Annotated in this window: 28 protein-coding genes and 2 pseudogenes; 9 read left to right on the top strand and 21 right to left on the bottom strand. The window is 64.1% G+C overall.

The window, feature by feature from the left end:
- Positions 1-1,035: pseudogene (locus U1E69_RS20815) on the bottom strand (class I poly(R)-hydroxyalkanoic acid synthase); the annotation flags it as partial.
- A gap of 96 nt (positions 1,036-1,131) precedes the next feature.
- On the opposite strand from U1E69_RS20815, the gene phaZ reads away from it, so the two are divergent.
- Complete coding sequence (phaZ, locus tag U1E69_RS20810; protein ID WP_322246316.1) at positions 1,132-2,403, top strand: polyhydroxyalkanoate depolymerase; 1,272 nt, start codon at positions 1,132-1,134, stop codon at positions 2,401-2,403.
- Positions 2,404-2,463: 60 nt separating this feature from the next.
- On the opposite strand, the gene U1E69_RS20805 is transcribed toward phaZ, so the two are convergent.
- On the bottom strand, positions 2,464-3,207 hold the full coding sequence (locus U1E69_RS20805; protein ID WP_322246318.1) for an alpha/beta hydrolase: 744 nt from the start codon (positions 3,205-3,207) through the stop codon (positions 2,464-2,466).
- Between the two features lie 133 nt (positions 3,208-3,340).
- Positions 3,341-4,138, bottom strand: coding sequence for an alpha/beta hydrolase (locus U1E69_RS20800; RefSeq protein ID WP_322246315.1), 798 nt, complete (start codon positions 4,136-4,138; stop codon positions 3,341-3,343).
- Positions 4,139-4,302: 164 nt separating this feature from the next.
- Here U1E69_RS20800 and thrS point away from each other — a divergent pair, with 164 nt between their 5' ends.
- From thrS to U1E69_RS20770, 6 genes are all read left to right on the top strand, one after another.
- Entirely contained in the window at positions 4,303-6,249 is a 1,947-nt protein-coding gene (thrS, locus tag U1E69_RS20795) for a threonine--tRNA ligase (protein ID WP_322246314.1), read from the top strand.
- A 212-nt stretch (positions 6,250-6,461) separates the two neighbouring features.
- Positions 6,462-6,767: a DUF2282 domain-containing protein gene (locus U1E69_RS20790; protein WP_322246313.1), complete on the top strand. Its 306-nt coding sequence runs from the start codon at positions 6,462-6,464 to the stop codon at positions 6,765-6,767.
- A 55-nt stretch (positions 6,768-6,822) separates the two neighbouring features.
- On the top strand, positions 6,823-7,671 hold the full coding sequence (locus tag U1E69_RS20785; RefSeq protein ID WP_322246312.1) for a DUF692 domain-containing protein: 849 nt from the start codon (positions 6,823-6,825) through the stop codon (positions 7,669-7,671).
- Positions 7,668-8,402 (top strand): DNA-binding domain-containing protein, encoded by a 735-nt coding sequence (locus U1E69_RS20780; RefSeq protein ID WP_322246311.1) that lies wholly within the window; start codon positions 7,668-7,670, stop codon positions 8,400-8,402. Before U1E69_RS20785 ends, U1E69_RS20780 begins: the two co-directional genes overlap by 4 nt.
- Positions 8,399-8,926 carry a DoxX family protein gene (locus tag U1E69_RS20775; protein ID WP_322246310.1) on the top strand — a complete coding sequence of 176 codons (528 nt, stop codon included), beginning with the start codon at positions 8,399-8,401 and terminating at the stop codon, positions 8,924-8,926. The genes U1E69_RS20780 and U1E69_RS20775 overlap by 4 nt, the downstream gene beginning before the upstream one ends.
- 135 nt (positions 8,927-9,061) lie before the next feature.
- Positions 9,062-9,268 (top strand): cold-shock protein, encoded by a 207-nt coding sequence (locus U1E69_RS20770; RefSeq protein ID WP_128514143.1) that lies wholly within the window; start codon positions 9,062-9,064, stop codon positions 9,266-9,268.
- Here U1E69_RS20770 and U1E69_RS20765 read toward each other — a convergent pair.
- Complete coding sequence (locus U1E69_RS20765; protein ID WP_322246309.1) at positions 9,265-9,591, bottom strand: arsenate reductase family protein; 327 nt, start codon at positions 9,589-9,591, stop codon at positions 9,265-9,267. The two genes, U1E69_RS20770 and U1E69_RS20765, sit on opposite strands and share 4 nt — an antisense overlap.
- Before the next feature lie 83 nt (positions 9,592-9,674).
- A complete protein-coding gene (locus U1E69_RS20760) occupies positions 9,675-10,067 on the bottom strand; it encodes a DUF2177 family protein (protein ID WP_322246308.1) in 393 nt (130 codons plus the stop codon).
- A 133-nt stretch (positions 10,068-10,200) separates the two neighbouring features.
- On the opposite strand from U1E69_RS20760, the gene U1E69_RS20755 reads away from it, so the two are divergent.
- Positions 10,201-11,196, top strand: coding sequence for a peptidoglycan-binding protein (locus U1E69_RS20755; protein WP_322246307.1), 996 nt, complete (start codon positions 10,201-10,203; stop codon positions 11,194-11,196).
- Positions 11,197-11,306: 110 nt separating this feature from the next.
- Here U1E69_RS20755 and U1E69_RS20750 read toward each other — a convergent pair whose 3' ends face one another.
- The 5 genes from U1E69_RS20750 to thyX form a co-directional block, all read right to left on the bottom strand.
- The gene (locus U1E69_RS20750) at positions 11,307-11,690 is read right to left on the bottom strand and encodes a type II toxin-antitoxin system death-on-curing family toxin (protein ID WP_322246306.1); all 384 of its coding nucleotides are present in this window, start codon (positions 11,688-11,690) and stop codon (positions 11,307-11,309) included.
- Positions 11,687-11,935, bottom strand: coding sequence for a hypothetical protein (locus tag U1E69_RS20745; protein ID WP_322246305.1), 249 nt, complete (start codon positions 11,933-11,935; stop codon positions 11,687-11,689). The genes U1E69_RS20750 and U1E69_RS20745 overlap by 4 nt, the downstream gene beginning before the upstream one ends.
- 346 nt (positions 11,936-12,281) lie before the next feature.
- Positions 12,282-12,746, bottom strand: a complete 465-nt coding sequence (locus U1E69_RS20740; RefSeq protein ID WP_322246304.1) for a hypothetical protein — start codon at positions 12,744-12,746, stop codon at positions 12,282-12,284.
- Positions 12,747-12,872: 126 nt separating this feature from the next.
- On the bottom strand, positions 12,873-13,511 hold the full coding sequence (locus tag U1E69_RS20735; RefSeq protein ID WP_322246303.1) for a hypothetical protein: 639 nt from the start codon (positions 13,509-13,511) through the stop codon (positions 12,873-12,875).
- 66 nt (positions 13,512-13,577) lie between these two features.
- Entirely contained in the window at positions 13,578-14,483 is a 906-nt protein-coding gene (gene thyX / locus U1E69_RS20730) for an FAD-dependent thymidylate synthase (RefSeq protein ID WP_322246302.1), read from the bottom strand.
- 89 nt (positions 14,484-14,572) lie between these two features.
- Between thyX and U1E69_RS20725 the strand changes: the two genes are divergently transcribed.
- Complete coding sequence (locus tag U1E69_RS20725; RefSeq protein WP_322246301.1) at positions 14,573-14,998, top strand: VOC family protein; 426 nt, start codon at positions 14,573-14,575, stop codon at positions 14,996-14,998.
- A gap of 40 nt (positions 14,999-15,038) precedes the next feature.
- Here U1E69_RS20725 and U1E69_RS20720 read toward each other — a convergent pair whose 3' ends face one another.
- The 11 genes and pseudogenes from U1E69_RS20720 to chlL all read right to left on the bottom strand — a co-directional run.
- Complete coding sequence (locus U1E69_RS20720; RefSeq protein ID WP_322246300.1) at positions 15,039-15,524, bottom strand: c-type cytochrome; 486 nt, start codon at positions 15,522-15,524, stop codon at positions 15,039-15,041.
- A 90-nt stretch (positions 15,525-15,614) separates the two neighbouring features.
- A complete protein-coding gene (hemA, locus tag U1E69_RS20715; RefSeq protein WP_322246299.1) occupies positions 15,615-16,829 on the bottom strand; it encodes a 5-aminolevulinate synthase in 1,215 nt (404 codons plus the stop codon).
- Positions 16,830-16,841: 12 nt separating this feature from the next.
- Positions 16,842-17,639 carry a putative photosynthetic complex assembly protein PuhE gene (gene puhE, locus U1E69_RS20710; RefSeq protein ID WP_322246298.1) on the bottom strand — a complete coding sequence of 266 codons (798 nt, stop codon included), beginning with the start codon at positions 17,637-17,639 and terminating at the stop codon, positions 16,842-16,844.
- Positions 17,640-17,733: 94 nt separating this feature from the next.
- Entirely contained in the window at positions 17,734-18,825 is a 1,092-nt protein-coding gene (gene acsF, locus U1E69_RS20705) for a magnesium-protoporphyrin IX monomethyl ester (oxidative) cyclase (protein ID WP_322246317.1), read from the bottom strand.
- 11 nt (positions 18,826-18,836) lie between these two features.
- Positions 18,837-19,133 (bottom strand): hypothetical protein, encoded by a 297-nt coding sequence (locus tag U1E69_RS20700; protein WP_322246297.1) that lies wholly within the window; start codon positions 19,131-19,133, stop codon positions 18,837-18,839.
- A gap of 12 nt (positions 19,134-19,145) precedes the next feature.
- Positions 19,146-19,610 (bottom strand): photosynthetic complex assembly protein PuhC, encoded by a 465-nt coding sequence (gene puhC, locus U1E69_RS20695; RefSeq protein ID WP_322246296.1) that lies wholly within the window; start codon positions 19,608-19,610, stop codon positions 19,146-19,148.
- Between the two features lie 9 nt (positions 19,611-19,619).
- Positions 19,620-20,252: a photosynthetic complex putative assembly protein PuhB gene (gene puhB / locus U1E69_RS20690; protein WP_322246295.1), complete on the bottom strand. Its 633-nt coding sequence runs from the start codon at positions 20,250-20,252 to the stop codon at positions 19,620-19,622.
- Between the two features lie 64 nt (positions 20,253-20,316).
- Positions 20,317-21,084 carry a photosynthetic reaction center subunit H gene (gene puhA / locus U1E69_RS20685; protein WP_322246294.1) on the bottom strand — a complete coding sequence of 256 codons (768 nt, stop codon included), beginning with the start codon at positions 21,082-21,084 and terminating at the stop codon, positions 20,317-20,319.
- 17 nt (positions 21,085-21,101) lie between these two features.
- Complete coding sequence (locus U1E69_RS20680) at positions 21,102-22,535, bottom strand: PucC family protein (RefSeq protein ID WP_322246293.1); 1,434 nt, start codon at positions 22,533-22,535, stop codon at positions 21,102-21,104.
- Positions 22,532-23,200 carry a magnesium protoporphyrin IX methyltransferase gene (gene bchM, locus U1E69_RS20675; RefSeq protein WP_322246292.1) on the bottom strand — a complete coding sequence of 223 codons (669 nt, stop codon included), beginning with the start codon at positions 23,198-23,200 and terminating at the stop codon, positions 22,532-22,534. Before bchM ends, U1E69_RS20680 begins: the two co-directional genes overlap by 4 nt.
- 1 nt (position 23,201) lies before the next feature.
- A pseudogene (gene chlL, locus U1E69_RS20670) lies at positions 23,202-23,732 on the bottom strand (ferredoxin:protochlorophyllide reductase (ATP-dependent) iron-sulfur ATP-binding protein); the annotation flags it as partial.

Here is a 23,732-nt window from a genome sequence, read left to right as displayed (position 1 = left end):
GAGCTTCTGGTCCAGCAGGTTGACCACCGCGCCGTCGCGCCCGCTGTCCTGCAGGTGTTCGTGCAGCGCTTGCGCCAGCAGGATCGCGGCGCCGGTGTTGGTGTGCAGGTGCTGGTCCATCGCGGTCCCGGCGTATGAGGCGTCGGGGTTGACCCAGGAGACGACGAAAAGGGTGAAACCCTGGTCCACGATCCACTTGATCAGCGAATTCGCGGGCTTGAGGTCCATGACGTAGAACTTGTTGATCCAGGGTGGGAAGACCAGAAGCGGGGTATTGTGGACATGCTCCGTGGTCGGCGCGTATTGGATCAGTTCCAGCATCCGGTTGCGGTAGACGACTTCGCCTGGCGTGGTGGCGATGTTCTGGCCGACGTGGAACGCCTCCTTGTCGGCCAGCGTCACCAAGAGATCGCCCTGGTTCGACTCGATGTCGCGGACCAGATTTTCCAGGCCCTGGACGAGGGATTCGCCGTCAGTTTCAACGGCCTTTTCCAGCGCCTCGGGGTTGGTGCCAAGGAAATTGGTCGGGCTGAACATGTCGACAATCTGTTTCGTGAAATACTCCACCCGCTTGCGGTCGCCCGGGTCCAGGCTTTCCATGTCGCCGACCGCGCTGCTGATCGCTTCCGAGTTCAGCTGATACTGCTGCTTGAGGTAGTTGAAGAAGGGATGCGTTTCCCACAGGGGGTTCTGGAAGCGGCGGTCCTTGGGGTTCGGGTCGGGCGGCGCCTTGAACTCACCCTTCGCAAGGGTCTGTTGCGCCTCGACATAATGTTTCAGCGTCTTGCCCCAGTAGTTCACCTGATGCTCGACCACCTTCGCGGGGTTCGAGACCATCTCGGCGAAATAGGCGGCGGCGGCCTTCATGTAGACGTCCGGCGCGGGGCCGTGCAGCGAGGGGTCGACCTGACGGCGATGCGTCATCGCGGCGGTCAGGCGCTTTGACAACTCCTCAACCTTTGCGAGGTTAGCGTTCAGACGCTCGGCCTTGGCGAGTGCTGCTTTGGTCTCGGGGGTGCTGTCTTCTGTTGTCATGCTAATCATTCCCCCTTATCGTCGCCGCTGTGCAGCATAACGATGCGTTCCCTGCGCCGCCATGCGACATCCGCCCGCCCGGGGCAAGGAGCTGTAATGAAGTATATGTTCACCTATGACCTGATGGAAAGCACCCGCAACACCTATGAGTGGATGGGTGCTTCGGCCAGGGCCTTTGCCAGCTACCCGGCCTTCGCGATGTCGATGAATCCGATGCTGCCGCTGATGGCTGCCTGGGGCGATGTGACGGAACGCAGCTTCAGCCGGATGATCGCCAAGCCCGACTGGGGCATCCGGTCGATCGTGGGGCCGGACGGGCAGGACCACCTGGTCGACGTGAAGAACATCGTCGAGAAACCCTTCGGCAACCTGGTGCAGTTCTTCGTCCGCCGCCGGTCGCCGATGGCGCGCAAGGTTCTGCTGGTCGCGCCGATGTCGGGTCACTATGCGACGCTCCTGCGGTCCACGGTTGCATCCTTGCTGCCCGATGCCGACGTTTATGTGACGGATTGGCACAATGCGCGCGACATTCCGGTCAGCGCGGGCAAGTTCGACGTCGAGGACTATACGCTTTACCTGGCCGAGTTCATGAAGGTCATGGGCCCCGACACGCATGTGATCGCGGTCTGCCAGCCGGTGCCGCTGACCCTGGCTGCGACCGCCTATCTGGCCGCCGAAGACCCGGACGCGCAGCCGAAATCGCTGATCCTGATCGGCGGGCCGGTCGACCCCGATGCCGCTGCGACCGAGGTCACGGACTTTGGCCGCCGGGTGACGATGGGCCAGCTTGAACACCTTGCGATCCAGCGCGTCGGCTTCAAATACAAGGGCGCGGGGCGGCTGGTCTATCCGGGCTTGTTGCAGCTGCAAAGCTTCATCACCATGAACGCCGAACGGCACGGCAAGGCGTTTACCGAGCAGATCATGCGCGCCTCCCGCGGTGAGGCGTCGGATCACGATGCGCACAACCGCTTCTACGACGAATACCTGGCCGTGATGGACATGACGGCGGAATTCTACCTGTCGACGGTGGAACGTATCTTCAAGAACCGCGAGATCGCCCTGAACGAGTTCGTGGTGGCGGGCCGCAAGGTCGACATGGGCGCCATCACCAAGGTTTCGGTGATGACGGTCGAAGGTGCCAATGACGACATCTCGGCACCCGGCCAATGCGTTGCGGCGCTGAACCTGTTGACGGGCTTGTCGGACGACAAGAAGGGTCACCACCTGGAACCCGGCGCGGGCCACTATGGCATCTTTGCCGGAAAAAGCTGGCGGTTGAACATCCGCCCACTGGTGCTTAGCTTCATCGACCGCGCAGCGGGCAAGCCCAAGGCGAAGATCGCTTTGGCCTCGGCGCAGCAGTAGGCCCGAACGCCGCTCGTCGTCGACGTCGTCGCTCCTCGCTGGGCACACGTGCGGGGGTGACTACCTGAGCATCAGCGTCGGCAGGCGGCCTGCAAGGAATGTCTGCAGCAGCTTTGTCACCGCCTCGGGCTGTTCCAGCTGGGGCAGGTGCCCGGCCTCGGCGATGATCTCGAGACAGCCCTGAGGCATCATCGCGGCCAGGAACTCGGCCCGGCGGCGGGGAACGAGGGTGTCGCTTTCGCCCGCGATGATCATTGTCGGCACATGCACCTTGCGCAGGGTCTTCTGCTGGTCGGGTCGCCGTTGCAGAACCCTCAGGTGCCGCTGGAACTGGATCGGACCCAGGGTTTCCGCCATGTCCATCACCAGCGCCATGACTTCATCCCGCCAGGGCGCGTCATGCAGGGCCCCTGTCGGCAGCAGCTGCGCCATGCAGGCGGCCAGGTTCCCGGTCTTGGCGGCAACCAGAAGCGCCTCACGCTCGGCGGCGACAGGGGGGCTGTCCGGCAGCGGGTCGGTAGAGATGAGCGCGATGCGGGTGACGGCATCGGGCCGCTTGCGCAGGATCTCGATGGCGATGTTGCCGCCCAGGCCGTGGGCGATCAGCGCAAAGCGGGGCGGCAGGTGGGGGGCGATGTCGGCGGTGATCTTCTCGATGCTGTCGCCAAGGCCGGGGCTGAGCACGATCACCGGCCGGTCCGCGCCGAACCGCGCAAGCTGCGGCATGAAGCTGCGGGCATCCGCCATGAAGCCGGGGACCAGGACCAGCGGCTCGGGTGGGAGTGGGTTTCGCAGGACGAGCATGTTCACGGGCGGGGCCTTCTGCGCAGGGTTTGTGCAAGCGGCTTTCTTATTGTTGCGTCAAGCTTAGCCTACAACCCACTGGTTTCAAACCCGGTTTTCCGCCAGCCGGGGCCGGATCGGCGGAAAGGCCACATCAGCGGATGTTCGATACCTTCAATCCGGGCGCTTCGTCCACGGGCAACGCCTCGCGCGCGCGGAGCACGTCCTCGATCGCTTCGGTGATCATCGCAAGGCAGGGCGGGGTCGAAAACCGGTGGTCGGCATCCTTGACCAAGGTCAGCCGCAGGTCGGGGCTGGCGATCTGGTGGAAAAGCGAAATGGCCACCGTGGGGGGCACGTCGGTGTCGGCGCTGCCTTGCAGGAGGCGCACCGGCATGTGCAGCGGCAGGGGGCCGTTCATCACCAGATTGTGGCGGCCATCCTCGATCAGGCGAAGGGTGATCGGGTAGGGGTCGTCGGAATAGTCCGAGGGGCGCAGGAAGAGGCCGTCCTCAAGAAGCGTGGTGCGTTCAGCGAGGGTGAACTCGGCCTCCCACATCCGTTCGGTGAAGTCGGGGGCGGCGGCGATGCCGATGAATCCCGCGACGCGGTCGGGCATGTCGCGGGCCAGGAGGAGCGCGATCCAGCCGCCCATCGAAGAGCCGACCAGGATCTGCGGGCCTTCGGTGAGGACCTCGATGACGGCGGCCGCGTCTTCGCGCCAGTCGGTGATGGCACCATCGACGAAGGCGCCGTGCGACTGGCCGTGGCCGGAATAGTCGAAGCGCAGGAAGGCGCGGCCCGTCGCCTCGGCCCAGGATTGCAGGGCTTGGGCTTTGGAGCCGGTCATGTCAGAGCGGAATCCGCCCAGGAAGACCACGCCCGGGCCTTTGCCGGGGGTCTGGTGATAGGCGATGTGGCGGCCTTGCGGGGTGGTCAGGAAGGTTGTCATGGGTGAAAGATAGCAATCGTCGGGGCGTTTCGTCAGGGCATGCGCAACTGGCGGGCGAAGAACCGCGCATGGCTTGACTTCGGCCCGGTGCGGGGGCAGAAACCGTGCCGACATAACCCGCAACCGGGCGTTTCGTAGGCGCCAAACTGACGAGGAGACGGCCGATGGCCCAGATTTCCCTGACATTTCCCGACGGCAACACGCGTGTCTATGACGCAGGGATCACGCCTGCCGAAGTGGCGGCGAGCATTGCGCCGTCGCTGGCAAAGGCGTCGATCTCGGCGCAGGTGAACGGCAAGCACTGGGACATGCAGTGGCCGATCACGGGTGACGCGACGATCAGCCTGAACACGATGAAGGATGACGTGGCGGCGCTGGAGCTGATCCGGCACGACCTGGCGCATATCATGGCGCGCGCGGTGCAGGAGATCTGGCCGGATGTGAAGGTGACGATCGGTCCGGTGCGGGATTACGGCTGGTTCTACGACTTTGACCGGGAAGAGCCGTTTACTCCTGAAGACCTGGGCCAGATCGAAGCGAAGATGAAGCAGATCATCAACGCGCGTGAGCCGGTTCGCACCGAGGTTTGGCCGCGCGAGAAGGCGGTGGAATACTACCGGGGGCGGCAGGAACCGTTCAAGCTGGAGCTGATCGACCGCATCCCCGAAGGCGAGGACCTGCGGATGTACTGGCACGGGCCTTGGCAGGACCTGTGCCGGGGGCCGCATCTGCAGCACACGGGGCAGGTTCCGGCGGATGCCTTCAAGCTGACGCATGTGGCGGGGGCCTACTGGCTGGGCGATGCCTCACGTCCCATGTTGCAGCGCATCTACGGCGTGGCGTTCAAGAACCGCGACGATCTGAAGGCGCACCTGACGATGCTGGAGGAGGCCGCCAAGCGCGACCACCGCAAGCTGGGCCGGGAGATGGAACTGTTCCACCTGCAGGAAGAAGCCCCCGGCATGGTCTTCTGGCATCCGAACGGCTGGACGATCTATCGCCAGCTTGAGGATTACATGCGGGGTCGTCTCCGCAGCGCGGGCTACAAGGAGATCAAGACGCCGCAGGTCGTGGACCGGGTGCTCTGGGAGAAGTCGGGCCACTGGGAGGCCTACCGCGAGAACATGTTCATCGTGGAGGTTGACGAAGACGGCGCCAAGGAAAAGCGGATCAACGCGCTGAAGCCGATGAACTGCCCCTGCCATGTGCAGGTGTTCAACCAGGGTCTGAAGTCCTACCGCGACCTGCCCCTGCGGCTGGCAGAGTTCGGGTCGTGCCATCGGTATGAATCGTCCGGCTCGATGCACGGGCTGATGCGGGTGCGCGGTTTTACCCAGGACGACGCGCATATCTTCTGCACGGAAGACCAGATTCAGGACGAATGCGCCGGGTTCATCCGGCTTCTGTCCAGCGTCTACAAGGACCTGGGTTTCGACAGCTTCGAGATCAAGCTGTCCACCCGCCCCGAAGTGCGGATCGGCACGGATGAGCAGTGGGACAAGGTCGAAGGCGCGCTTCAAGGGGCTATCGAAAGCCTTGGACTGCCCTACGAGATCAACCCCGGCGATGGGGCGTTCTACGGGCCGAAGCTGGACTTCAAGCTGACTGACGCCATCGGGCGGCAGTGGCAGTGCGGGACATTCCAGGTCGATGCGCAGCTGCCGCACCGCCTTGGCGCGGAATATGTCGGCGAGGATGGGGCCAAGCACATGCCCTACATGCTGCACCGCGCCGTCCTGGGCTCGTTCGAGCGGTTCATCGGCATTCTCTTGGAAAACTACGCGGGCAAGCTGCCGTTCTGGCTGGCCCCACGTCAGGTGGTCGTCGCCTCCATCGTCTCGGACGCCGACCCCTTCGTGCATGAGGTCGTGGCGGCCCTGCGCAAGGCGGGCGTCCGGGCCGAGGCGGACGTGCGCAACGAAAAGATCAACTACAAGGTCCGCGAACATTCCGTGGGCAAGGTTCCGGTGATCCTGGCCATCGGGATGCAGGAGGTCGAGGCGCGAACTGTTTCAGTGCGGCGTCTGGGCGAGACGCGGACTGAAACGATTTCTCTGGATCAGGCGGTCGAGACCTTCGGGTTCGAGGCGCTGCCGCCAGCAGGAAATTAAGCCAAATCATGATCTTGCTATGGACAGCCCCGGCACAGGTCGGGGCTTTTTCCTTTTGAGCGTCTGCCAAGCTCTTCACGAAAACGTGGGTCCCGGCTGTGGCTTGTAATCTCTGGCGCCGGGTTGCGAACTGAATGTTGCGCCGCACTGAAAGTGGCCGAAGCACACACGCCGGACCTTGTCCGGGGTCAACCAACCGAAGGGATCTCACCATGTCTTATCAGTCCAAGTCGCTTGTCATCGCTGGCGCTCTGGCCACGGCCCTTTCGGGCATCGCCGGGATGGCCCATGCCCAGGAAAACGAAAAGTGCTTCGGCGTGTCGCTGGCCGGTCAGAACGACTGCGCGGCGGGCGAAGGCACCACCTGCGCGGGCACCTCGAAAGTCGACTTCCAGGGCAACGCCTGGAAGCTGGTCCCGGCTGGCACCTGCGAGACGATGGAACTGCCCGCTGGCGACGATGGGATGGCGCGCAAGGGCTCGCTGACCGCGCTGGAGCGTGACCTGCCGGCCGCCTGACACAACTTGCCCCCCGGCCCATCAGGGTCGGGGGCACCTTTCTTCGGGGGACAACATGTTTGACCAGACCCTGAACGGGCTGCCCGCAAAGCCGGGTGTGGGCTACAAGCCGCAGCATTTCTCTGCGATCATGGTCGATCCCGGCCCGGTCGGCTGGCTGGAAGTGCACGCCGAGAACTACATGGGCGCGGGGGGCCGACCCCTGGCGCAACTGCGGCATCTGGCGGAACGGTTTCCGATCTCGGTGCATGGCGTCGGTCTGTCGATCGGGGGCGAGGGCGCGCTGGACCGCGACCATCTGGACCGGCTGAAGCAGCTGTGCGGCTGGCTGAACCCGGCCAGTTTCTCGGAACATCTGGCCTGGTCGACGCATGACGGGGCCTTTCTGAACGACCTTCTGCCCTTGCCCTATACGCCCGCGACGCTGGCCCGGGTCTGCGGCCACATCGACCAGGTGCAGGACGTGCTGGGCCGCCGGATGCTTCTGGAGAACCCCTCGACTTACATTGCCTTTGCCGAGACGGCGATGGGCGAGGTCGAGTTCCTGACCGAGATCGCGCGGCGCACCGGCTGCGGGCTCCTTCTGGACGTGAACAACGTCTATGTCTCGGGCACCAATCAGAATTATGACCCACAGGCCTATCTGGACGCCTTCCCGCTGCATCTGGTGGGCGAGATCCATCTGGGCGGCCATGACGAGGATCAGGACGATCAGGGGCGACGGCTGCTGATCGACAGCCACGGGACCGAAGTGCTGGACCCCGTCTGGGCGCTGTACGCGCGGGTGATCCGTACGGCCGGGCCACGGCCCACGCTGATCGAATGGGACAACGATGTGCCCGACTGGCCGGTTCTGGCCGCCGAGGCCGCCTGCGCCGCCCGCCTTCTGGAGCCGGTGGCATGAGCCAGATTTTGTTTGCCGAAGCTCTGCTGAACCCCGATGCGCCCTTGCCGCCGGGGCTGGTCGATCCCGAGGGTCTTCCCGCGCCGAAGCGGTTTTCGGTCTACCGCAACAACGTCGCGTCCTCGCTGACCCGGGCGCTGGAGGCGGGGTTTCCCACCGTCCGCGCGTTGGTTGGAGAGCAGTTCTTCGCGGCGATGGCGCTGGTCTTCCTGCGCGCCCATCCGCCCCGGTCACGCATGCTGATGCTGTATGGCGAAGAGTTTCCGGCGTTTCTTGCCGGGTTCCCGCCGGTTGCACATCTGGGCTACCTGCCCGACGTCGCCCGGCTGGAGCTTGCGATGCGCGAAAGCTACCACGCCGCTGACGCTGCACCGCTGCCCGAGGCCGAGTTTCAGCGCCTGCTGGGGGGCGACATTGCCGGATTGCGACTGATCCTGGCTCCGGCGCTGCGGCTGTTGCGGTCGGACTGGCCGGTGGTGTCGATCTGGGAGGCGCATCAGCCGGACGGCAGTCCGCACCCCCGCGCCGGGGCCGAAGCCGCGCTGATCCTGCGGCCCGAGTTCGATCCGCATCCGCATCGGCTTCCCGTTGGCGGGGCAGAGTTCATCGGCGGGCTTCTGGCCGGTCAGACCCTGGGCGAGAGCCTTGACCTTGCGGGGCCAGAGACGGACCTCGCGGCTGTCCTGGGGCTTCTGATCCTGGGACGCGCCATCATCGGAGTATCGGAATGACCCTGCACCGCGATCTTGCCACCGCCCTGGACCGCCAGGCCGACTGGCTGCTTCCGACGCTCGCCCGGCTGGTGTTTGCGGGCGTGCTTTTCGGTTACTTCTGGGCTTCGGCCCTGACCAAGTTCGATGGACCCTTCTCGCCCTCGGTGGGCGCCTATGCCCAGATCTTTCCCAAAGCCTTCGAGGCTGTGGGCTACGATCCCTCGGGACTGTCCCTCTGGCATGCGCTGGTCGTGCTGGCCGGCGGCTATGCCGAGTTTGTCCTGCCGGTGCTGATCGTGCTGGGCCTTCTGACCCGGCTGGCGGCACTTGGCATGATGGGCTTTGTCCTGGTGCAAAGCCTGACCGACATCATCGGCCACGGGGCTGCGGCGGGAGCATGGTTCGACCGCGCCTCGGATGCGCTGATCCTGGACCAGCGGGCGCTCTGGTTCCTGCTGCTTGCCGTTTTGTTGTGCAAAGGGGCGGGGCCGCTTTCGGCAGATCGCTACCTTGGGGTTGAGCCTGCTCGCCTTGCAGCTTGATTTTCGGCGAATCCTTGGCATCATCGCGGCAGTGACGACAGATTTCCTGCCCGGCTCTCGGAACGAAGCCTTGGAAGACCTGGTGGCACGGCTCGCGGCAATGACGCCGCGGGGGGTTCTGAGAGGAGAAGCGGAATGCCGACAGGCACCGTGAAGTGGTTCAATTCGACCAAGGGCTATGGCTTCATCGCACCGGATGACGGCGGCAAGGATGTGTTCGTCCACATCTCGGCCGTGGAACGTGCTGGGCTGAAAGGTCTCAGCGACAACCAGAAGATCGGCTACGAACTGCAGTCGGGCCGCGACGGCAAGCAGTCCGCCGGCGATCTGCGTCTGCTCTAACTGGTCAGCGCGGCTTCGGTCGCGCTGTCCCAGCCCAGGAACCAGCGATCCCCGTCCTGGATGACCGGCCGCTTCATGACGGTCGGCTGCGCCATGATCTGCGCTTCGGGGTCCGATGCCTTCAGAAAATCGTTGAAGCTGCGGTAGGTGGTGGACTGTTTGTTCACCGCAAGGTCGCCAAACTCCTGCACGATGCGGTCAACCTCGGCTTGCGTCAGCGGGGTGGCCCGGATGTCGCGGAAGGAGACGTCCTTTCCGGCCGCTTGCAGTGTCTTGAGGGCTTTCTTGCAGGTGTCGCAGGTCGAGATACCGTAAAGGATCATGGGGTTCCCTCCGTCCAAGGGGACGTTTCACGTCAAAGGCTTGGCCCCTGCCTAGCATGGGCAGCCGGGGGCCGCAAAGGCCCTTAGCCGTGGATCGCCCGAGTGATCGCCACCCCGGCCCAGGCGGAAACCGCCGTCAGCGTGCCGCCCCAAAGCGTGTCGGTCGCGACCATGGTCCAGTGCCAGTCCTTCATGATGCTCCACGAGGTGAACTCGTAGGTGCCATAGGCCATCAGCCCGATGATCAGTGCCGGAACCAGGATCGGCGCACCGGTCTTCATTGCGGGCAGCGAGACGAGGTAGACAAGGCCTGCGACGTAAGCAAGGTAGAACAGCGCTGCCGGGGCAAGCCGGATCGGCTCGGCCATCAGGGGGCCGATGTGGCGGGTGAAGAGCGGTTTCATCACCAGCGTCAGCATGATCGCGTCCAGGATCAGGAAGACGGCGGCGGTGGCGGCGAAAAGGGTAAGGGTCATTGGTGGCTCCTTCGGCGAAAAAGGTAGCATGGCCGCGGGGTCTGACCAGCACCGGCTTGCAACCATCCCCGAAACTGCGCGTTATCCCTGCAAAAGCGGCCCCCGCGCCGCGCTTCTTGGAAAGGATGCCCCGATGCGGACGCTCACTTTGCCCCTTGCCTTGGCCGCCGGTCTTGGCCTGACCGCCCCTGCGCCCGCGCAGAACCTGGAGGACGTGATCGGTGGCATCGCCCAGACGCTGATCCAGCAGGAACTGGACAAGAACGCCTATATCGCGGCGCAAGAGGCGAACACGGCCGCCGCCTACCGCGACTATCTGGCAAAGTTCCCCAAGGGGGCCTACCGCGTGAACGCCGAGCGGGCGCTGGAGCGGCTTGGGGCCACGGCAGAGGCCTCTTCGGCGGCCGAGGCCGAGGCGCGGCTGCGGATCACCTCCTCGCAGAAGGTGGCGGTGCAGCGGGAACTGACGCGGCTGGGCTACCGGACCTATGGGACCGACGGGGTCTGGGGGAGGAACACGCGGACGGCCATCGCGACCTGGCAGCGGGACCGGGGGGACAAGGTGACGGGCTATGTGACCGAGGCCCAACTGCGGCTTCTGCTGCGGGGGGCGGTGGTGACGCCTCCGGATGAGGAGGACGAGGATGTCGGGACCAGCCCGGTGGCGGTCGAGGCGGCGCTGAAGCTGACCCGGTCGCAGCGTGTGGAGATCCAGCGGCAGCTGGCGGCGCTGGGCTTCGATGCCGGGGTGGCAGACGGGCTTTGGGGGGCGAAGACCCGGGCGGCGATCAAGTCCTGGCAGCGGGCGAACCGGCAGACCCAGACCGGCTACGTGACGGCGGCGCAGGTCAAGCTGATCCGGCAGCAGGCGGGGTCTTCCACTCCGGCTCCGGGGGCGGACAACGAGGCGGCGCTGGAGGAGAGCCTGCTGGAGCTGACCCGGACCGAGCGGGTCGACCTGCAGCGGCGGCTGACCCGGCTGGGGTATGAGACGCTGCGGACCGACGGGACCTTCGGGCCGGGCACGCGACGGGCCATCGCGGAGTGGCAGGCCGACGGGGGGGAGCCGGCGACGGGGTACCTGACGGCCGACCAGGTGCGGCTGATCCGGGTCGAGACGGGCGGGTGATCGGGGCCGCAAGGGGCTCTGTCCACGGTGGACATTTTTGGATTGTCGTTCGGGTCCAAGGGCTTGGGCGCGGGCGTTAGGGGTTTGTTAGGGGGGTGGTTAACGGTGTGTTAGCCAGCCTTCGCCTTGTCCCGCAGCCAGTCGGCCAGGTCGCCGTCCTCCATCAACCCTTGCGCGCAGCGGATGATGATTTGGCCGATTTCTTCGGTCTCCCAAGGGACAGTTATGCCGTGCAGCTCCAGACAGACGTGCATCGTGCGATAGGCCGTGCGCTTGTTGCCGTCATTGAAGCAGTGGCCGCGCGCGATGGCCATGGCATAGGCGGCGGCCAGATCGAAGACATCCGCGACCATGCCATAGGCAAGGCGGTTCTCGACGCGGGCGAGGGCGGCTTCCAGCGACTTGTCCTTTGCCCGGCCGGGAAGTTCGCCGGGGTTCAGGATTGCATCGTGGATCGCCTCAACCCATTCGGGCGAGAGGAGCTGAAAGCTCATTTGTCTTTGAGGTAGTCCAGCACCGGCTGCGCGCGGGCACGGGTGCGCTCCAGCGCCTCCATCACCTCTTCGCGCGTGGCGTAGCGATGCTCGGTTTTGTCCACCGCTTCCTCCGGGACGAGGTAGGCCACCACGGCGGAGTTCTTGAGGATCGCCACCGGCTTGCCGCCCGAGCGTTCCAGGACTTTGTGCGGCTCACGCAGTTCGGTCATCGTGGCGATGTGGGGGGTGAGGAGGCGGGTCATTTGGTCATGTCCTGTGATGTGCGGTGGAATGTATATTATAATGTGGGTTTTGGCAAGGGTGAGCACCAGCACCGCGCGCAGGGGCGCGTGGGGCGAAAACAGTCCAGCGGACGTTTTCAGGTGCGAACGCCCGAGCACGCTTCGCACGGGCCGGGCGGGCGGTGGGTTTCCGCCCCGGCCTTGAGCCGGGGTCTCTGGTGGATGCCGAGGTCCCGGGTCAAGCCCGGGACGGGGTTGGTCGGGCATCCGCGGGAGTGGCCGTTTTCGTCATGGCACCGCGATGCGGGCGGGGCGGTGTGGTAGGGCGGGGCGTGGGCCGACGGAGGGAGTCGGGGCAGGCCCCGACCTATGGATTGCGATCTGGCGCAGATGGAATTGAGAGAGCAGTTAACAAAAGATCGTACATTATCGAGGCATTTGCAGCCAGAATAACTATGGACGCCATGTTAAAGTAGGTCAGCCATGCCGAAGACTCCGCGACGAGAGGCTTACCGATAACCACGACTAGGGCTCCAAGAAACAACAAAATTAGTGTCACGGAAGACAGGCGAATAGCCTTTTTGGTGTCTGGTAGCTTCCTGCCGGCCTTTGTTTCGTAATCGTTGAGTGCAAAATGGATCGGAACTGCTCCAGCCAGTGAGATGCTGGTCATTAGCCCCACCGTGGATAGCAAATCGCTGTCCAAAAAATCCTTAAGAAAGGAATTCTTATCGCTAAGGGCATCAGGCCAAAAGTGATCAATTATCAGAAGTATCACGCTTAGTATCAGAAGTAACGCCCACTGGCTTAACTTCCTGAGCCAAAACATCATCTGACTTCCTCCCAAGTATAGACTTCCAGAGCTTCGCCAAATAACCAGCTTTGTCTTCGGTTTCCTCTAGGGGCGGTGGCACCGCCGACCTGCGCTGCTTCTTCTTGGATGAGTACCTCTTACCGGTTAATGATTTTGCGCTAATGTCTCCTGCACCTCGCTCTGCGTATTCCACCCCCTGCTGTATTTTTTTGCAGTGGCCTTGATACCTTGCTGGCTCCTAAACTCAACCTTCACTTTCTCAGCACCGGTTTCATCTCTAGTTTCCCGCAGCTCTCTGTCGAGCTCAGTCTTTGCACCCCACATATTAGGCGCTGTGAAATCAAACCGAACCCATTCCAGTATGTTGCCGCTCGCTTCTGCGAACTCCCAAAATGAGCCTCCATCAAATATTGGATCGAACCTGATATTATAAGGCCGATCTTCGCGCCGATTCACTTCGTCTACTATGTACCTTAGGAGGGTAGCGGGTAACCCAACAACATCATTCTCAATTGCAATCCGTTGCCCTTCTTCGTGATCGGTCGGATCGATGACCGAATAGGCACCTTGCCATTCCTTCTCTAGTATCTCGGCGCCACCTTCACTGGGTGGACGATGAAGGCTGTGGCTGCGTTTCTTTTGAATGATGCCAACTATAGATACCGAAGATGCTGGGTTGGGTTTGGGGACCCAATGGACACTCTCGTTTGCTCGATAGGTAATCTCCATGGGCCTAGAAAAGATATGTCTCAGCCACTCCTCCCGAGTCATATCGAGGGTCATGAAATCAAGCTGTTCGACTGGAAGGAGACTCAAATGAAACAATGAAAATCGCTTGTCCGCCACTTTCTACCCCCAAATCCCTTCAAACTCCCGCCATTCGCCTTTCGACATGCCGGAGGTCTCCTGTGTTACCGTCTCACCCGTTAACATTCTCTTAACCACCGCAATCGCCTTCGACGAGAGCGTCACTCCCCCCATCCGGTAGTCCTCGAACGCCGCGTAGGCCAGGGGGACCCAGTCCTTCACGCAGGCCGCAATCGCCTCGGCGTAGACGCGGATTTCGTATTGGGCGTGGGGGTCGGCGCGGAGGCGGAGGAAGTGGAAGAGGTTGTGCAGATCGACCTTCCAGTACCACTGGGTGTAGATGTTGGCGGGCAGGTTCATCCGGGCAAGCTCTCGCGCGAGGCCCTGCTGGCCGTCCTGGGACAGCATCGCCTCGTAATGGTCATAGGCGCGGTTGGCGTCGGATTTCAGGAGGTCGAGGACGCGGGCGGCTTCTTCGCCCTGAAGGACCTCGCCCCGGCCCTGGTTGTTGACGATGCTTTGCGCGGCAAGCTGGTCGGGGTCGGGGATGTAGAACTCCCGGTCGAGGATCGAGTAGCGCGCGGAGTATTCGTTGACGTTGGCGGTGCGGTGGCGGATCCACTGGCGGGCGACGAAGACCGGGAGTTTGACGTGGAGCTTGATCTCGCACATTTCGAACGGGGTGGAGTGCCAGTGGCGCATGAGGTAGCGGATCAGGCCCTCGTCGTTCTGGACGTGCTTGGTGCCCGCCCCATATGACACGCGGGCGGCCTGGACGATGGCGCTGTCGTCGCCCATGTAGTCGATGACGCGGATGAAGCCGTGGTCGAGGACGGGGTGGGCACGGTAGAGATGCGCCTCCATCCCTTCGGAGACGGCGCGGAGGGTGGGGCGGGGAAGGCTGCGTGCGGCCTCGATCTCGGCGGTCTGTTCGGGAGTGAGGGGCATGGCAGGCCTCATAAGGGTTTCGAGTCGGGTGTGACTATAGCTTGCGGTAAGGGCACGTGATACCGCTAGATGAATGAATGGAGGATGAGATGATCAGGTATCTGCACACGATGGTCCGCGTGAAGGATCTGGAGAAGTCGATGGCGTTCTACCGGCTGCTCGGGCTGGAAGAGACGCGCCGGCATGAAAGCGAGCAGGGGCGGTTCACGCTGGTGTTCATGGCACCCCCCGGGCAGGAGGAGTGCCCGGTGGAACTGACGTACAACTGGGATGGGGACGAGGGGCTGCCGTCGGACAGCCGGCACTTCGGGCACCTGGCCTATGAGGTGGACGACATCTACGCGACCTGCGAGCATCTGCAGGCGAACGGGGTGCTGATCAACCGGCCGCCGCGCGATGGGCGCATGGCCTTTGTCCGCAGTCCGGACAACGTGTCGATCGAGTTGCTGCAAATGGGGGCTGCGAAGGCCCCTGCGGAGCCCTGGGCTAGCATGGCCTCAACCGGGACCTGGTAAGGCGAACGGCCCGCCCTGAAAGCAGGGCGGGCCGTCAAGATCAGTTGGAGGCCGGGGCAGCTTCGCCTTCGGCCGGGGCAGCGGCGGCATCAGCGGCCGGTGCCAGCGAGGCGAGGAAGGCGTAGACGTTCTTGGCGTCTTCTTCCTTCGGCAGCTTGAAGCTCATCTTCGACTTGGCGCCCTTGTCGTCCAGCTTTTCCTTGAGGAACTTGGCCGGGTCGGCGACGTAAGTGACGAAGTCGGCTTCGTTCCAGGCAAAGCCCGTGGCACCCAGGGCGACGATGGATTCGCCGTACTTGAACTCCGGGTAGGTGCCGGCGACGCGGCCGGGCAGGCCGTAGAGGTTCGGGCCGGTCTTGGAGTTCTTGCCGGCCAGCACTTCACCGGCTTCGTTGGCAACGACGTGGCAGGTCTGGCACTTGGCAAAGACCTTTTCGCCGGCTGCGACGTCACCCGTGGGCGCTTCCTGCGCGAAGGCGGGGGCGGCGATCAGGGCAAGGACGGCAGCGGTAAGCTTGAGTTTCATTGGTTCCTCCGGGGGTATTGGCGATGGCATCAGATGCGCCGCCGCGCGCAAAAGGCAAGGGGATTCTAGACACTTCGGCGCGATCTGGCTTCAGGCGACGGCATGGGCGATGGCGCAGCGGCTCCACAGGGACGAAAGGGCGGTGATGAGGTGGGCGATATCCTCGGCCGAGTGCAAGGGGCCGGGGGTGATGCGCAGCCGTTCAGTACCCTTCGGGACGGTCGGGTAGTTGATCGGCTGGACGTAGATGCCCCAGTCGGCCATCAGCATGTCCGAGATCATCCGGCATTTGACCGGGTCGCCGATCATCACCGGGATGATGTGGCTTTCGTTCGGCATATGCGGGATGCCCTTGGCGTCAAGCTGGGCGCGGACGAGGGCCACGTTGGCTTTTTGCCGGGCGCGTTCCTCGGTCGATGCCTTCAGGTGCTTGACCGAGGTCTGGGCAGCAGCCGCACAGGCAGGCGGCAGGGCGGTGGTGAAGATGAACCCGGAGGCGAAGCTGCGGACGAAGTCGATCAGCTCGGCCTTGGCGGTGATGTAGCCGCCGACGACGCCGAAGGCTTTGCCAAGGGTGCCTTCGATGATGTCGATCCGGTGGGCCAGGCCGCGTTCTTCCGACACGCCGCCGCCGCGGGGGCCGTACATGCCGACGGCGTGAACCTCGTCGATGTAGGAGAGCGCACCGTGGGCCTCGCAGACCTCGACGATTTCGCGGATGGGCGCGATGTCCCCGTCCATCGAGTAGACGGATTCGAAGGCCACGATCTTCGGGCGGTCGCCGACGGCGTGAAGCTTGCGGTCAAGGTCGCGCCAGTCGTTGTGCTTCCACAAGACCTTGTCGGCGCGGGAGTGGCGGATGCCTTCGATCATGGAGGCGTGGTTCTTTTCGTCTGACAGGATCACCGCGTTCGGGATCTGTGACCCAAGGGTCGACAGCGCGGCCCAGTTCGAGACGTAGCCCGAGGTGAAGAGCAAAGCGCCTTCCTTGCCGTGCAGGTCGGCAAGTTCCTGTTCCAGCATGACGTGGTGGTGGTTCGTGCCCGAGATGTTGCGGGTACCGCCAGCGCCAGTGCCGCAGGTCTGCACGGCTTCGACCATCGCGGCCACCACGTCGGGGTGTTGCCCCATGCCGAGGTAGTCGTTCGAGCACCAGATGGTGACCTCTTCCTTGGTCCCGTCGGCGCGGTGGCGTTCGGCCTTGGGGAAGCTGCCGCAGCGTTTTTCAAGATCGGCGAAGACGCGGTAGTTGCCTTCGGATTTCAGGGCGGTGAGGCGGTCTTGGAAATAGGTGGCAAAGTCCATGTCTGCTTCCTGTCAGGTATCTTGTTTCGTTGCTTGGACGGTGGGGGCTTCAGGAAGCATCCAGCGCCAGAGTTTCTGGTCGGGGATCGGCAGCACCATGAAGAGGTGCTCGATCAGGGCAAGGGCGGTGAGAACGGCCAGCAGCAGGTAGCCGATGAAGGGAGCGTCTTCCGTCGCGTGGGCGGCCTGGGCGGCCCACCAGCCGGTCGCCAGCGCAAGTGCGGCGACGGAAAGGGGCAGGAGGGCGGTCATCGGTGCCTTGCGGAAGTGGCTGGCCAGGTGGGCCAGCGGGCGCGGCAGAAACTCGATGTTGATGCGGGGCGCGCCGAGGAAGAGGTTCAGCTTGGCCGACACGCGGGCGAAGAAAAGCGTGGCGAAGGTCAGGGCCGCAAAGCGGTTCGGGGCGTCCATCGTCAGGTGGGTCAAGGCAAGAAGCCCCGCGATCAGCGCAAATTCGTGCCAGAGGATCGAGCCTACGGCGCGCCAGATCCGTTCCGGCAGTTTCGCGCCGAGCGGGCAGGGTTCGCGGTGCGGGCCGGTGACGATGCCCGACAGGAACGCAAGTTCGATCCAGCCCCAGAAGGCCAGGGCCGAGAGAAAACCGCCGTAGACGCCGCCGACGGTCAGTTGCGACACCGAGGCATGGGCCCCGATTGCCCCGCCAACCAGCAAAGGCAGGCCCAGAAGGACGGACCAGAGATGGTCATCGGGTCCGCCAAGATCGGCCTTGCGCACGCGCCAGAGGATCAGCCCGGTCGAGGCCCACCAGAGGAAGATGGCCGAAAGGGCGATGATCCAGGGATTGGTCATGTGCGGCACCCCCGAAGGGATGCCGCACAGGATGCCGGGACGCGCCCATCCCGCATCCTACCTGCCGCCGAAGCGGTGGTATGATGGTGTTCGGTCAATACGTCGGCTCCAGCCGCACGTTGGCGGGCAGATCGTGGCGCTTGACCGGAATTGTGTAGAGGCTGACGAAGGTCAGGGCCGCTTTCACGCCCAGCCCCCAGGTTTTCAGCTTTCCCGCGATGCCGCCCTGCCGCTTGGCCGCGTCCATCGCGATGAAGGTGTTGTTCATCCGCTTCAACCCTGGAATCCAGCGCGGGTGGTCGATGTCCAGCTCCATCGGGAAGATCTGCCGGGCGATGGTCGACGTCTTGCGGAAGACCTCCTGGTCATACCAGCCGATGTCGACGCCAAGCGCCTTGTGGAATTCCGGCCGGGCATGATCGCGCACCCACATCGTCGAGTAGACTGCGGTCAGGAAGAACTTGATCCACAGCTTGTTGACAAAGCCGTTGGTCAGCTTGGGGTCGGTCTTCATGATCAGCGCGAAGGCCTCGCCGTGGCTGAACTCGTCGTTGCACCATTCCTTGAACCACTTGAAGATCGGGTGGAACCGCTGTTCGGGGTGCGCCTCAAGGTGGCGGAAGATCGTGATGTAGCGGGCGTAGCCGATCTTTTCCGACAGGTAGGTGGCGTAGTAGATGAACTTTGGCCGGAAGTAGGTGTACTTCTTGGCCTTGGTCAGGAAGCCCAGGTTCACCGCAACGCCAGCTTCACGCAGGGCGTCGTTGATGAAACCGGCGTGGCGGGCCTCGTCGCGGGCCATGTAGTTGAACAGCTCGCAGATGTCCGGGTTCGACCCGCGGCGCTTCATTTCCTTGTAAAGGACGCAGCCCGAGAATTCGGCGGTGCAGGACGACACCAGAAAGTCGATGAACTCACGCCGCAGGGGCGGGTGCATTCCTTCCCAGTCGACCTTGTCCCAGGCCTCGGTCTTCTTGAAGTGACCCTTGTTCGGGTCCGATTTCATCTGGGCGATCAGCTTGTCCCAGTCCGCGCGCACCGGCGTCACGTCGAGACGGTCCATCTCGTCGAAGTCGGTGGTGTAGAAGCGCGGGTTGAGCAGCGTCGTTTCCGTCGCCATCGCGGTGGTGTCAACCGTCGGTTCGACGATCAGGTCGGCCTCCGGGTTTTCCGGGTAAAGGTCCATCGGGGTGGCGTTCACAGCTTGATCTCCTCGGAAAAGGAGAACTCGCACAGTTCCATGAACCCGAAGTCGCCGGTCATCCGGGTCCAGAGCCGTTCAGGAAGGCTGGCGCGGGTGATGGTGGCGGTGCGGTCCTCGACGATGACCTCGCCGTAGGCGGCCAGGACCGGCGTGCCGTGGACCAGGACCTCATCGCCGGGATAGACGACGGCGCCATTGTTGAAGCGGACGTGGGCGTGCAGGCTTTCGAAGCGGTGGCTGACTTCGACGGTGCAGGGCACGATTTCCTTCGCTTTGGTGAAGATACCCATGATTTTGTTCCCTTATTTTTGATCGAGAAGCCGCTCTACGGCAGCTTTGTTGTCACCACCGAAGGCGTAAAGTTCGATCGACGCCCCCGAGGCCGGGTCTTCGGCCACGAGGCGGCCGTTGTCATACTTGACGATCTTGATCGGCGGGTTGCCTTCCACACGCGCCACGGTGCGGGCGCGCTGGATGGCGTTCTGGATCACGGTGATGAAACCGCCGTGGTCCATGTCGGCAAGAAGGGTGCCGTCGGCCGAGTAGACGGTGACGGCCTGGGCCGAGCGGCCTTCCAGGATCAGCTCACGCTCGGCGATCACGGTTCCGGCCAGCGGTTTGCCGGTGGCCGGGCGGTCGGTGAGGACCGCAAAGCTGGTGATGGCCAGTGCCGAGAGGGCAAGGGCCAGCATTCCCCACAGCAAAGTGCGCGGGATCATCTCGCGTTCGGTGCTGGGACGGTCGGCGAGGGTTTTCATGTAGGACATGGGACCCTCCTATTCCGCGGCCAGCGCGCTTTGCGGCGCGAAGGAGACGACGGGTTCGTTGACGCGGGTCTGGGCTGCGTCCGACAGGATCCGGGCCACCCGCGCGGCATCGGGGATGCAGCGGAAGGCGGGCTGGGTCTTCTTCGCGAAGCCGGGGCGCAGGTGCGGCCAGAGCGCGAGGTACGAGATGTTCTGACCGGGGACAAGGTCCAGCGCGACAGTGCCGGTCCCGGTCATCGGCCGGGTGGAAAGCGAGGCCGAGGCGACCTGGGTGAAAGGCACGGTCCAGGTGACCTGCAAGGCGGCCCCGATGCGCAGGATCACCCGGTGGGTGGTGATCGAGTAGATCGCGGCCTTTGCCGAAGCGCGGGCCAGAAGGCGGACGATGCCGTAGCCGACAAGCGCAAGCGCAAGGTAGGGCAGGAAGACCGCAACGGACAGGGCGAACCCGCCGTCGGCAAAGGCGATGCTGGCGCGCCAGACGGCGATGGCGAGGAGGTAACCCAGCACCCAGTTCGCCTTGAAGGCTTCGCGGGCAAGGGCGGCGCTGTCGGGGCTGCCCTGCCACAGCAGGGTTTCACCCTCGGGAAGCGGTTTGGGCAAGCCGGGCTGGCTTTCGAAGTCGAAGTCATGGTCTGACATGGCAGACCCTTTCGTCACTGGGGTAAGACGAAGCGGCGCGGGCGCGCGCCGCTTCCCTTCGTCGTCAGAGACCGCGCTTGCGGCCTGTGGCATACATCCAGCCAGAGGCGACATAGGCCGAGATCTTCTCTTCCTCAAGCTTGGTCACAGTGGTCTGGCTTTTCGTCGCGGGGATCGCGTCGAAGAGGTCGGAGGTGATGGCGTTGATCCGCACCCGGTCGGCCCAGATCTTGCACATCGTCATCGGCACAAGGCGGGTGGCCCCCGAGTTCAGGTCCAGTTCCAGATAGCGGACCAGCTGTTCCGGCACGTCGACCCACATGTCCTTGACCCGGCCGACGACCTCAAGGTCGCCCGCCTGGACCGGCAGCCCGCGCGGATCGCGCCCGGCGCTGACGGCCATGCCGTCGACCTTGGACAGGGGCTGCAGCTTGGCGTGGCCGTGGGCGTCAACCTCGGGCTCGTCCTTGCGGGGAACCCAGGAGGCCGGGCCGACACCGTCAAGCATCGGGTTGCCGGTGGGCGCGTGGGGGAAACCCTCGGAGACGGCGGTCCGGGCCAGGGCCAGGTCGCTGCGACGGTGGGCGGCTTCGTTTTCAGCCGAAGGCACGGTCACGGTGCCCTTGCCAAGTCCCAAGAGGAAGGTCTTGGGCTTGGGAACCGGGAACGGGCCCTGGTTTGCAGCCTTGGTCCCGTCCTCGTTTTCAAGCGGGTAGCCTTCGCGCATGTTCTCGGTCTGCAGATAGTAGATCAGAACTGCGAAAAAGCCCCAGAAGAGCCAGATCGACAGGCTCGCCAGATCGAAGTTTCCAAAGAAATTGACACCAACCATTCAGGGGTCCTCCGTTGTCAGGTTGGGAATTCGGTCAGCCGCAGGTGCGACTGGCCTTGGTCCGGTGTGGATGGGGTTGTACCGATACGGACAAGCGGGCCCAGAACGGCGAGAGTCAGGAACAGCAAGGCGATCTCGACATGATAGACCACAGTGTAGCCAAGGCTGACATCGTGGATCGGGCCGAGAAGGCCAGAGTCGACAAGTTGGGTTACGGCGTCGCGCAGGATGCCGCCGGTCAGGATGGCAAGGCCCGCTGCCGTGGCCTGGGCAGAGCCCCAGGCACCGAGGATGAGGCCAGCACCAAGCCCGCCCTGGGTGCGGGCCATTGCCGCGTTCAGGGTGGACAGGCCGAAGACGCCATTGCCAAGGCCAATGGCGAAGGCGCCCGCATAGAACACCGCCCAGCTGTCCAGCGGGCTGGCGAAGATCACCGCCGAGAAGGCTGCGACGCCGACCAGCAGGCCGGTGGCGGACTGGCGGTACGGATCAGCCCCAGCCGACAGGCGGCGGGTGGCCCAGAGAAAGCCGGTCAGCGCCCCCAAGGCCCAGAGGGCGGTCAGGACCGTGGTAGCCGAGACGGAAAGGCCAAGAACCTGGCCGCCGTAAGGCTCCAGAAGCACGTCCTGCATGTTGAAGGCCAGCGTGCCCAGGAAGACCACGACCAGCAGGCGACGCGCGCCATCCTGTTGCATCAGGTCCTTCCAGGCGGCACCGAAAGCGGGACGCGGGGCTGCACGTTCGGCCTTTGACATCGGCTTGACGCGCTCTTGCTTCCAGAAGGCGATGACGTTCAGGATCAGGGTCAGGGCCCCGCAGCCTTGCACGACCTGCACCAGCCAGATCGGGTCGTAGTTGCGCAGCAGGAAGCCGACGATCAGGGCCGAGATGCCCATCCCGACAAGGTAAAGGACATACAGCATGGCGACGACGCGCGGGCGGGTCTCTTCGTTGGCACGGTCGGCCGCAAGGGCCAGGCCCGCGGTCTGGACCATGTGCATGCCAAGGCCGGCCATGAGGAAGGCGACGGCGGCAAGGGCTTCTCCAGCCCAGGCGGGGCCTTTGTATTGGTCGCCCGACAGGACGATCAGGGCGAAGGGCATGACGGCAAGGCCGCCCATCTGCCAGAGCGAGCCGAACCAGAGGTAGGGGATGCGCTTCCAGCCCAAGGCGGAGCGGTAAGTGTCGGAGCGGTGACCGAGCAGCGCGCGGAAGGGGGCGACGAGGACGGGGATCGAGATCATCAGCGCGACGACCATCGCGGGGACCGAAAGCTCGACGATCATCACGCGGTTCAGGGTGCCCAGAAGCAGGACCTGCGCCATGCCGACGGACACCTGAAACAGCGCCAGCCGCCAAAGCTGGCCGATGGGCAGATCCTCCGACGCCGCATCGGCGAAGGGCATCCAGCGGGCGCCAAGTTGGGCGACGTGTTTCTTGCGGAGGATCATGAGCGGTGCTCCAGACATTCCGAGATGTAGAACCCCGAGGTGATGCGGCCGATTTTCGTGACTGTGCCGGGGCAGTGCTTGGCCAGCCGGGCGGCGTCATGCGGGATCATGGTGGGCGAGCGGTCGGAGCGGGGGAAGAGCTTGCCGACGGTGAAGAAGGCCATCAGGAACGGCGTGCGCGGGGCGACGGTGAAGACGATGCTTTGCGCGGTGCGCTTTGCGAGGCCGTCGATGATGCGCCCGATGTCGGTATCGCGGTAGTAGATCAGGCTGTCCATCGCGAGGGCGAAGTCGAAGGTGCCGAGGGCGGGGTTGGACATGTCGCCGGACTGGAAGTCGACCTGATCGGCGAGCGCCGGGTGCAGGCGGCGCTTGGCGATGTCGATCAGCTGGGGCGAGATGTCGACGGCGGTGACTTTCGCGCCACGAAGGGCGAGTTCCGAGGCCATCGCTCCGGTCCCGCAGCCAGCATCCAGAACCCGCGCGCCGCGCAGGTCTTGCGGCAGGCGCGACAGCATCAGCGCGCGCATCTGGTCGCGGCCCTTGCGGACCGTCTCGCGGATGCGGGAGACCTTTTCATGCGAGGTCAGCCGCTCCCACGTCTGGGTCGCGGTGCGGTCGAAATAAGTTTCGACCCGGTCGCGGGTGAGGCTGTAGTCGGGCATTTCAGTCGAATCCCAGAAGTTCGAAGATTTCGCGGTCGGGCAGCGGTTGCGGGGTGGAGCCTTCGCCGTTCACCGACCGCCAGAGGGCGTCGGCCAAGCGGATGTATTCGGCGCGGGCGGTGACGATGTCCTGTTCGTCGTCCATCTCGAACAGTGTCTTCTTCTTGAGACGGCTGCGGCGGATGGCGTCGATGTCGGGCATGTGGGCGAGGCGGTTGAAGCCGACGCGGGCGCAGTAGCGGTCGATCTCGTCCGTCTCGCGGGAGCGGTTGGCGACGCAGCCCGCAAGGCGGACCTTGTAGTTGCCGGACTTGGCCTGCACGGCGGCGATGATGCGGTTCATCGCGTAGATGCTGTCGAAGTCGTTGGCGGTGACGATCACCGCGCGGTCGGCGTGTTGGAGGGGGGCCGCGAAGCCGCCGCAGACCACGTCGCCGAGGACGTCGAAGATCACGACGTCGGTGTCCTCAAGCAGGTGGTGCTGCTTCAGAAGCTTGACGGTCTGGCCGACGACATAGCCGCCGCAGCCGGT

This window comes from Tabrizicola sp. (assembly GCF_034366665.1).
GTDB lineage: Bacteria > Pseudomonadota > Alphaproteobacteria > Rhodobacterales > Rhodobacteraceae > Tabrizicola.
Note: the sequence above shows the minus strand (reverse complement) of the source record. Positions and strands in the feature narration are given on the sequence as shown.

Coding starts and splice junctions, on each gene's coding strand:
- phaZ (WP_322246316.1), top strand. CDS start 1,132: ATGAAGTATATGTTCACCTATGACCTGATGGAAAGCACCCGCAACACC.
- U1E69_RS20805 (WP_322246318.1), bottom strand. CDS start 3,207: ATGCTCGTCCTGCGAAACCCACTCCCACCCGAGCCGCTGGTCCTGGTC.
- U1E69_RS20800 (WP_322246315.1), bottom strand. CDS start 4,138: ATGACAACCTTCCTGACCACCCCGCAAGGCCGCCACATCGCCTATCAC.
- thrS (WP_322246314.1), top strand. CDS start 4,303: ATGGCCCAGATTTCCCTGACATTTCCCGACGGCAACACGCGTGTCTAT.
- U1E69_RS20790 (WP_322246313.1), top strand. CDS start 6,462: ATGTCTTATCAGTCCAAGTCGCTTGTCATCGCTGGCGCTCTGGCCACG.
- U1E69_RS20785 (WP_322246312.1), top strand. CDS start 6,823: ATGTTTGACCAGACCCTGAACGGGCTGCCCGCAAAGCCGGGTGTGGGC.
- U1E69_RS20780 (WP_322246311.1), top strand. CDS start 7,668: ATGAGCCAGATTTTGTTTGCCGAAGCTCTGCTGAACCCCGATGCGCCC.
- U1E69_RS20775 (WP_322246310.1), top strand. CDS start 8,399: ATGACCCTGCACCGCGATCTTGCCACCGCCCTGGACCGCCAGGCCGAC.
- U1E69_RS20770 (WP_128514143.1), top strand. CDS start 9,062: ATGCCGACAGGCACCGTGAAGTGGTTCAATTCGACCAAGGGCTATGGC.
- U1E69_RS20765 (WP_322246309.1), bottom strand. CDS start 9,591: ATGATCCTTTACGGTATCTCGACCTGCGACACCTGCAAGAAAGCCCTC.
- U1E69_RS20760 (WP_322246308.1), bottom strand. CDS start 10,067: ATGACCCTTACCCTTTTCGCCGCCACCGCCGCCGTCTTCCTGATCCTG.
- U1E69_RS20755 (WP_322246307.1), top strand. CDS start 10,201: ATGCGGACGCTCACTTTGCCCCTTGCCTTGGCCGCCGGTCTTGGCCTG.
- U1E69_RS20750 (WP_322246306.1), bottom strand. CDS start 11,690: ATGAGCTTTCAGCTCCTCTCGCCCGAATGGGTTGAGGCGATCCACGAT.
- U1E69_RS20745 (WP_322246305.1), bottom strand. CDS start 11,935: ATGACCCGCCTCCTCACCCCCCACATCGCCACGATGACCGAACTGCGT.
- U1E69_RS20740 (WP_322246304.1), bottom strand. CDS start 12,746: ATGATGTTTTGGCTCAGGAAGTTAAGCCAGTGGGCGTTACTTCTGATA.
- U1E69_RS20735 (WP_322246303.1), bottom strand. CDS start 13,511: ATGACCCTCGATATGACTCGGGAGGAGTGGCTGAGACATATCTTTTCT.
- thyX (WP_322246302.1), bottom strand. CDS start 14,483: ATGCCCCTCACTCCCGAACAGACCGCCGAGATCGAGGCCGCACGCAGC.
- U1E69_RS20725 (WP_322246301.1), top strand. CDS start 14,573: ATGATCAGGTATCTGCACACGATGGTCCGCGTGAAGGATCTGGAGAAG.
- U1E69_RS20720 (WP_322246300.1), bottom strand. CDS start 15,524: ATGAAACTCAAGCTTACCGCTGCCGTCCTTGCCCTGATCGCCGCCCCC.
- hemA (WP_322246299.1), bottom strand. CDS start 16,829: ATGGACTTTGCCACCTATTTCCAAGACCGCCTCACCGCCCTGAAATCC.
- puhE (WP_322246298.1), bottom strand. CDS start 17,639: ATGACCAATCCCTGGATCATCGCCCTTTCGGCCATCTTCCTCTGGTGG.
- acsF (WP_322246317.1), bottom strand. CDS start 18,825: ATGGACCTTTACCCGGAAAACCCGGAGGCCGACCTGATCGTCGAACCG.
- U1E69_RS20700 (WP_322246297.1), bottom strand. CDS start 19,133: ATGGGTATCTTCACCAAAGCGAAGGAAATCGTGCCCTGCACCGTCGAA.
- puhC (WP_322246296.1), bottom strand. CDS start 19,610: ATGTCCTACATGAAAACCCTCGCCGACCGTCCCAGCACCGAACGCGAG.
- puhB (WP_322246295.1), bottom strand. CDS start 20,252: ATGTCAGACCATGACTTCGACTTCGAAAGCCAGCCCGGCTTGCCCAAA.
- puhA (WP_322246294.1), bottom strand. CDS start 21,084: ATGGTTGGTGTCAATTTCTTTGGAAACTTCGATCTGGCGAGCCTGTCG.
- U1E69_RS20680 (WP_322246293.1), bottom strand. CDS start 22,535: ATGATCCTCCGCAAGAAACACGTCGCCCAACTTGGCGCCCGCTGGATG.
- bchM (WP_322246292.1), bottom strand. CDS start 23,200: ATGCCCGACTACAGCCTCACCCGCGACCGGGTCGAAACTTATTTCGAC.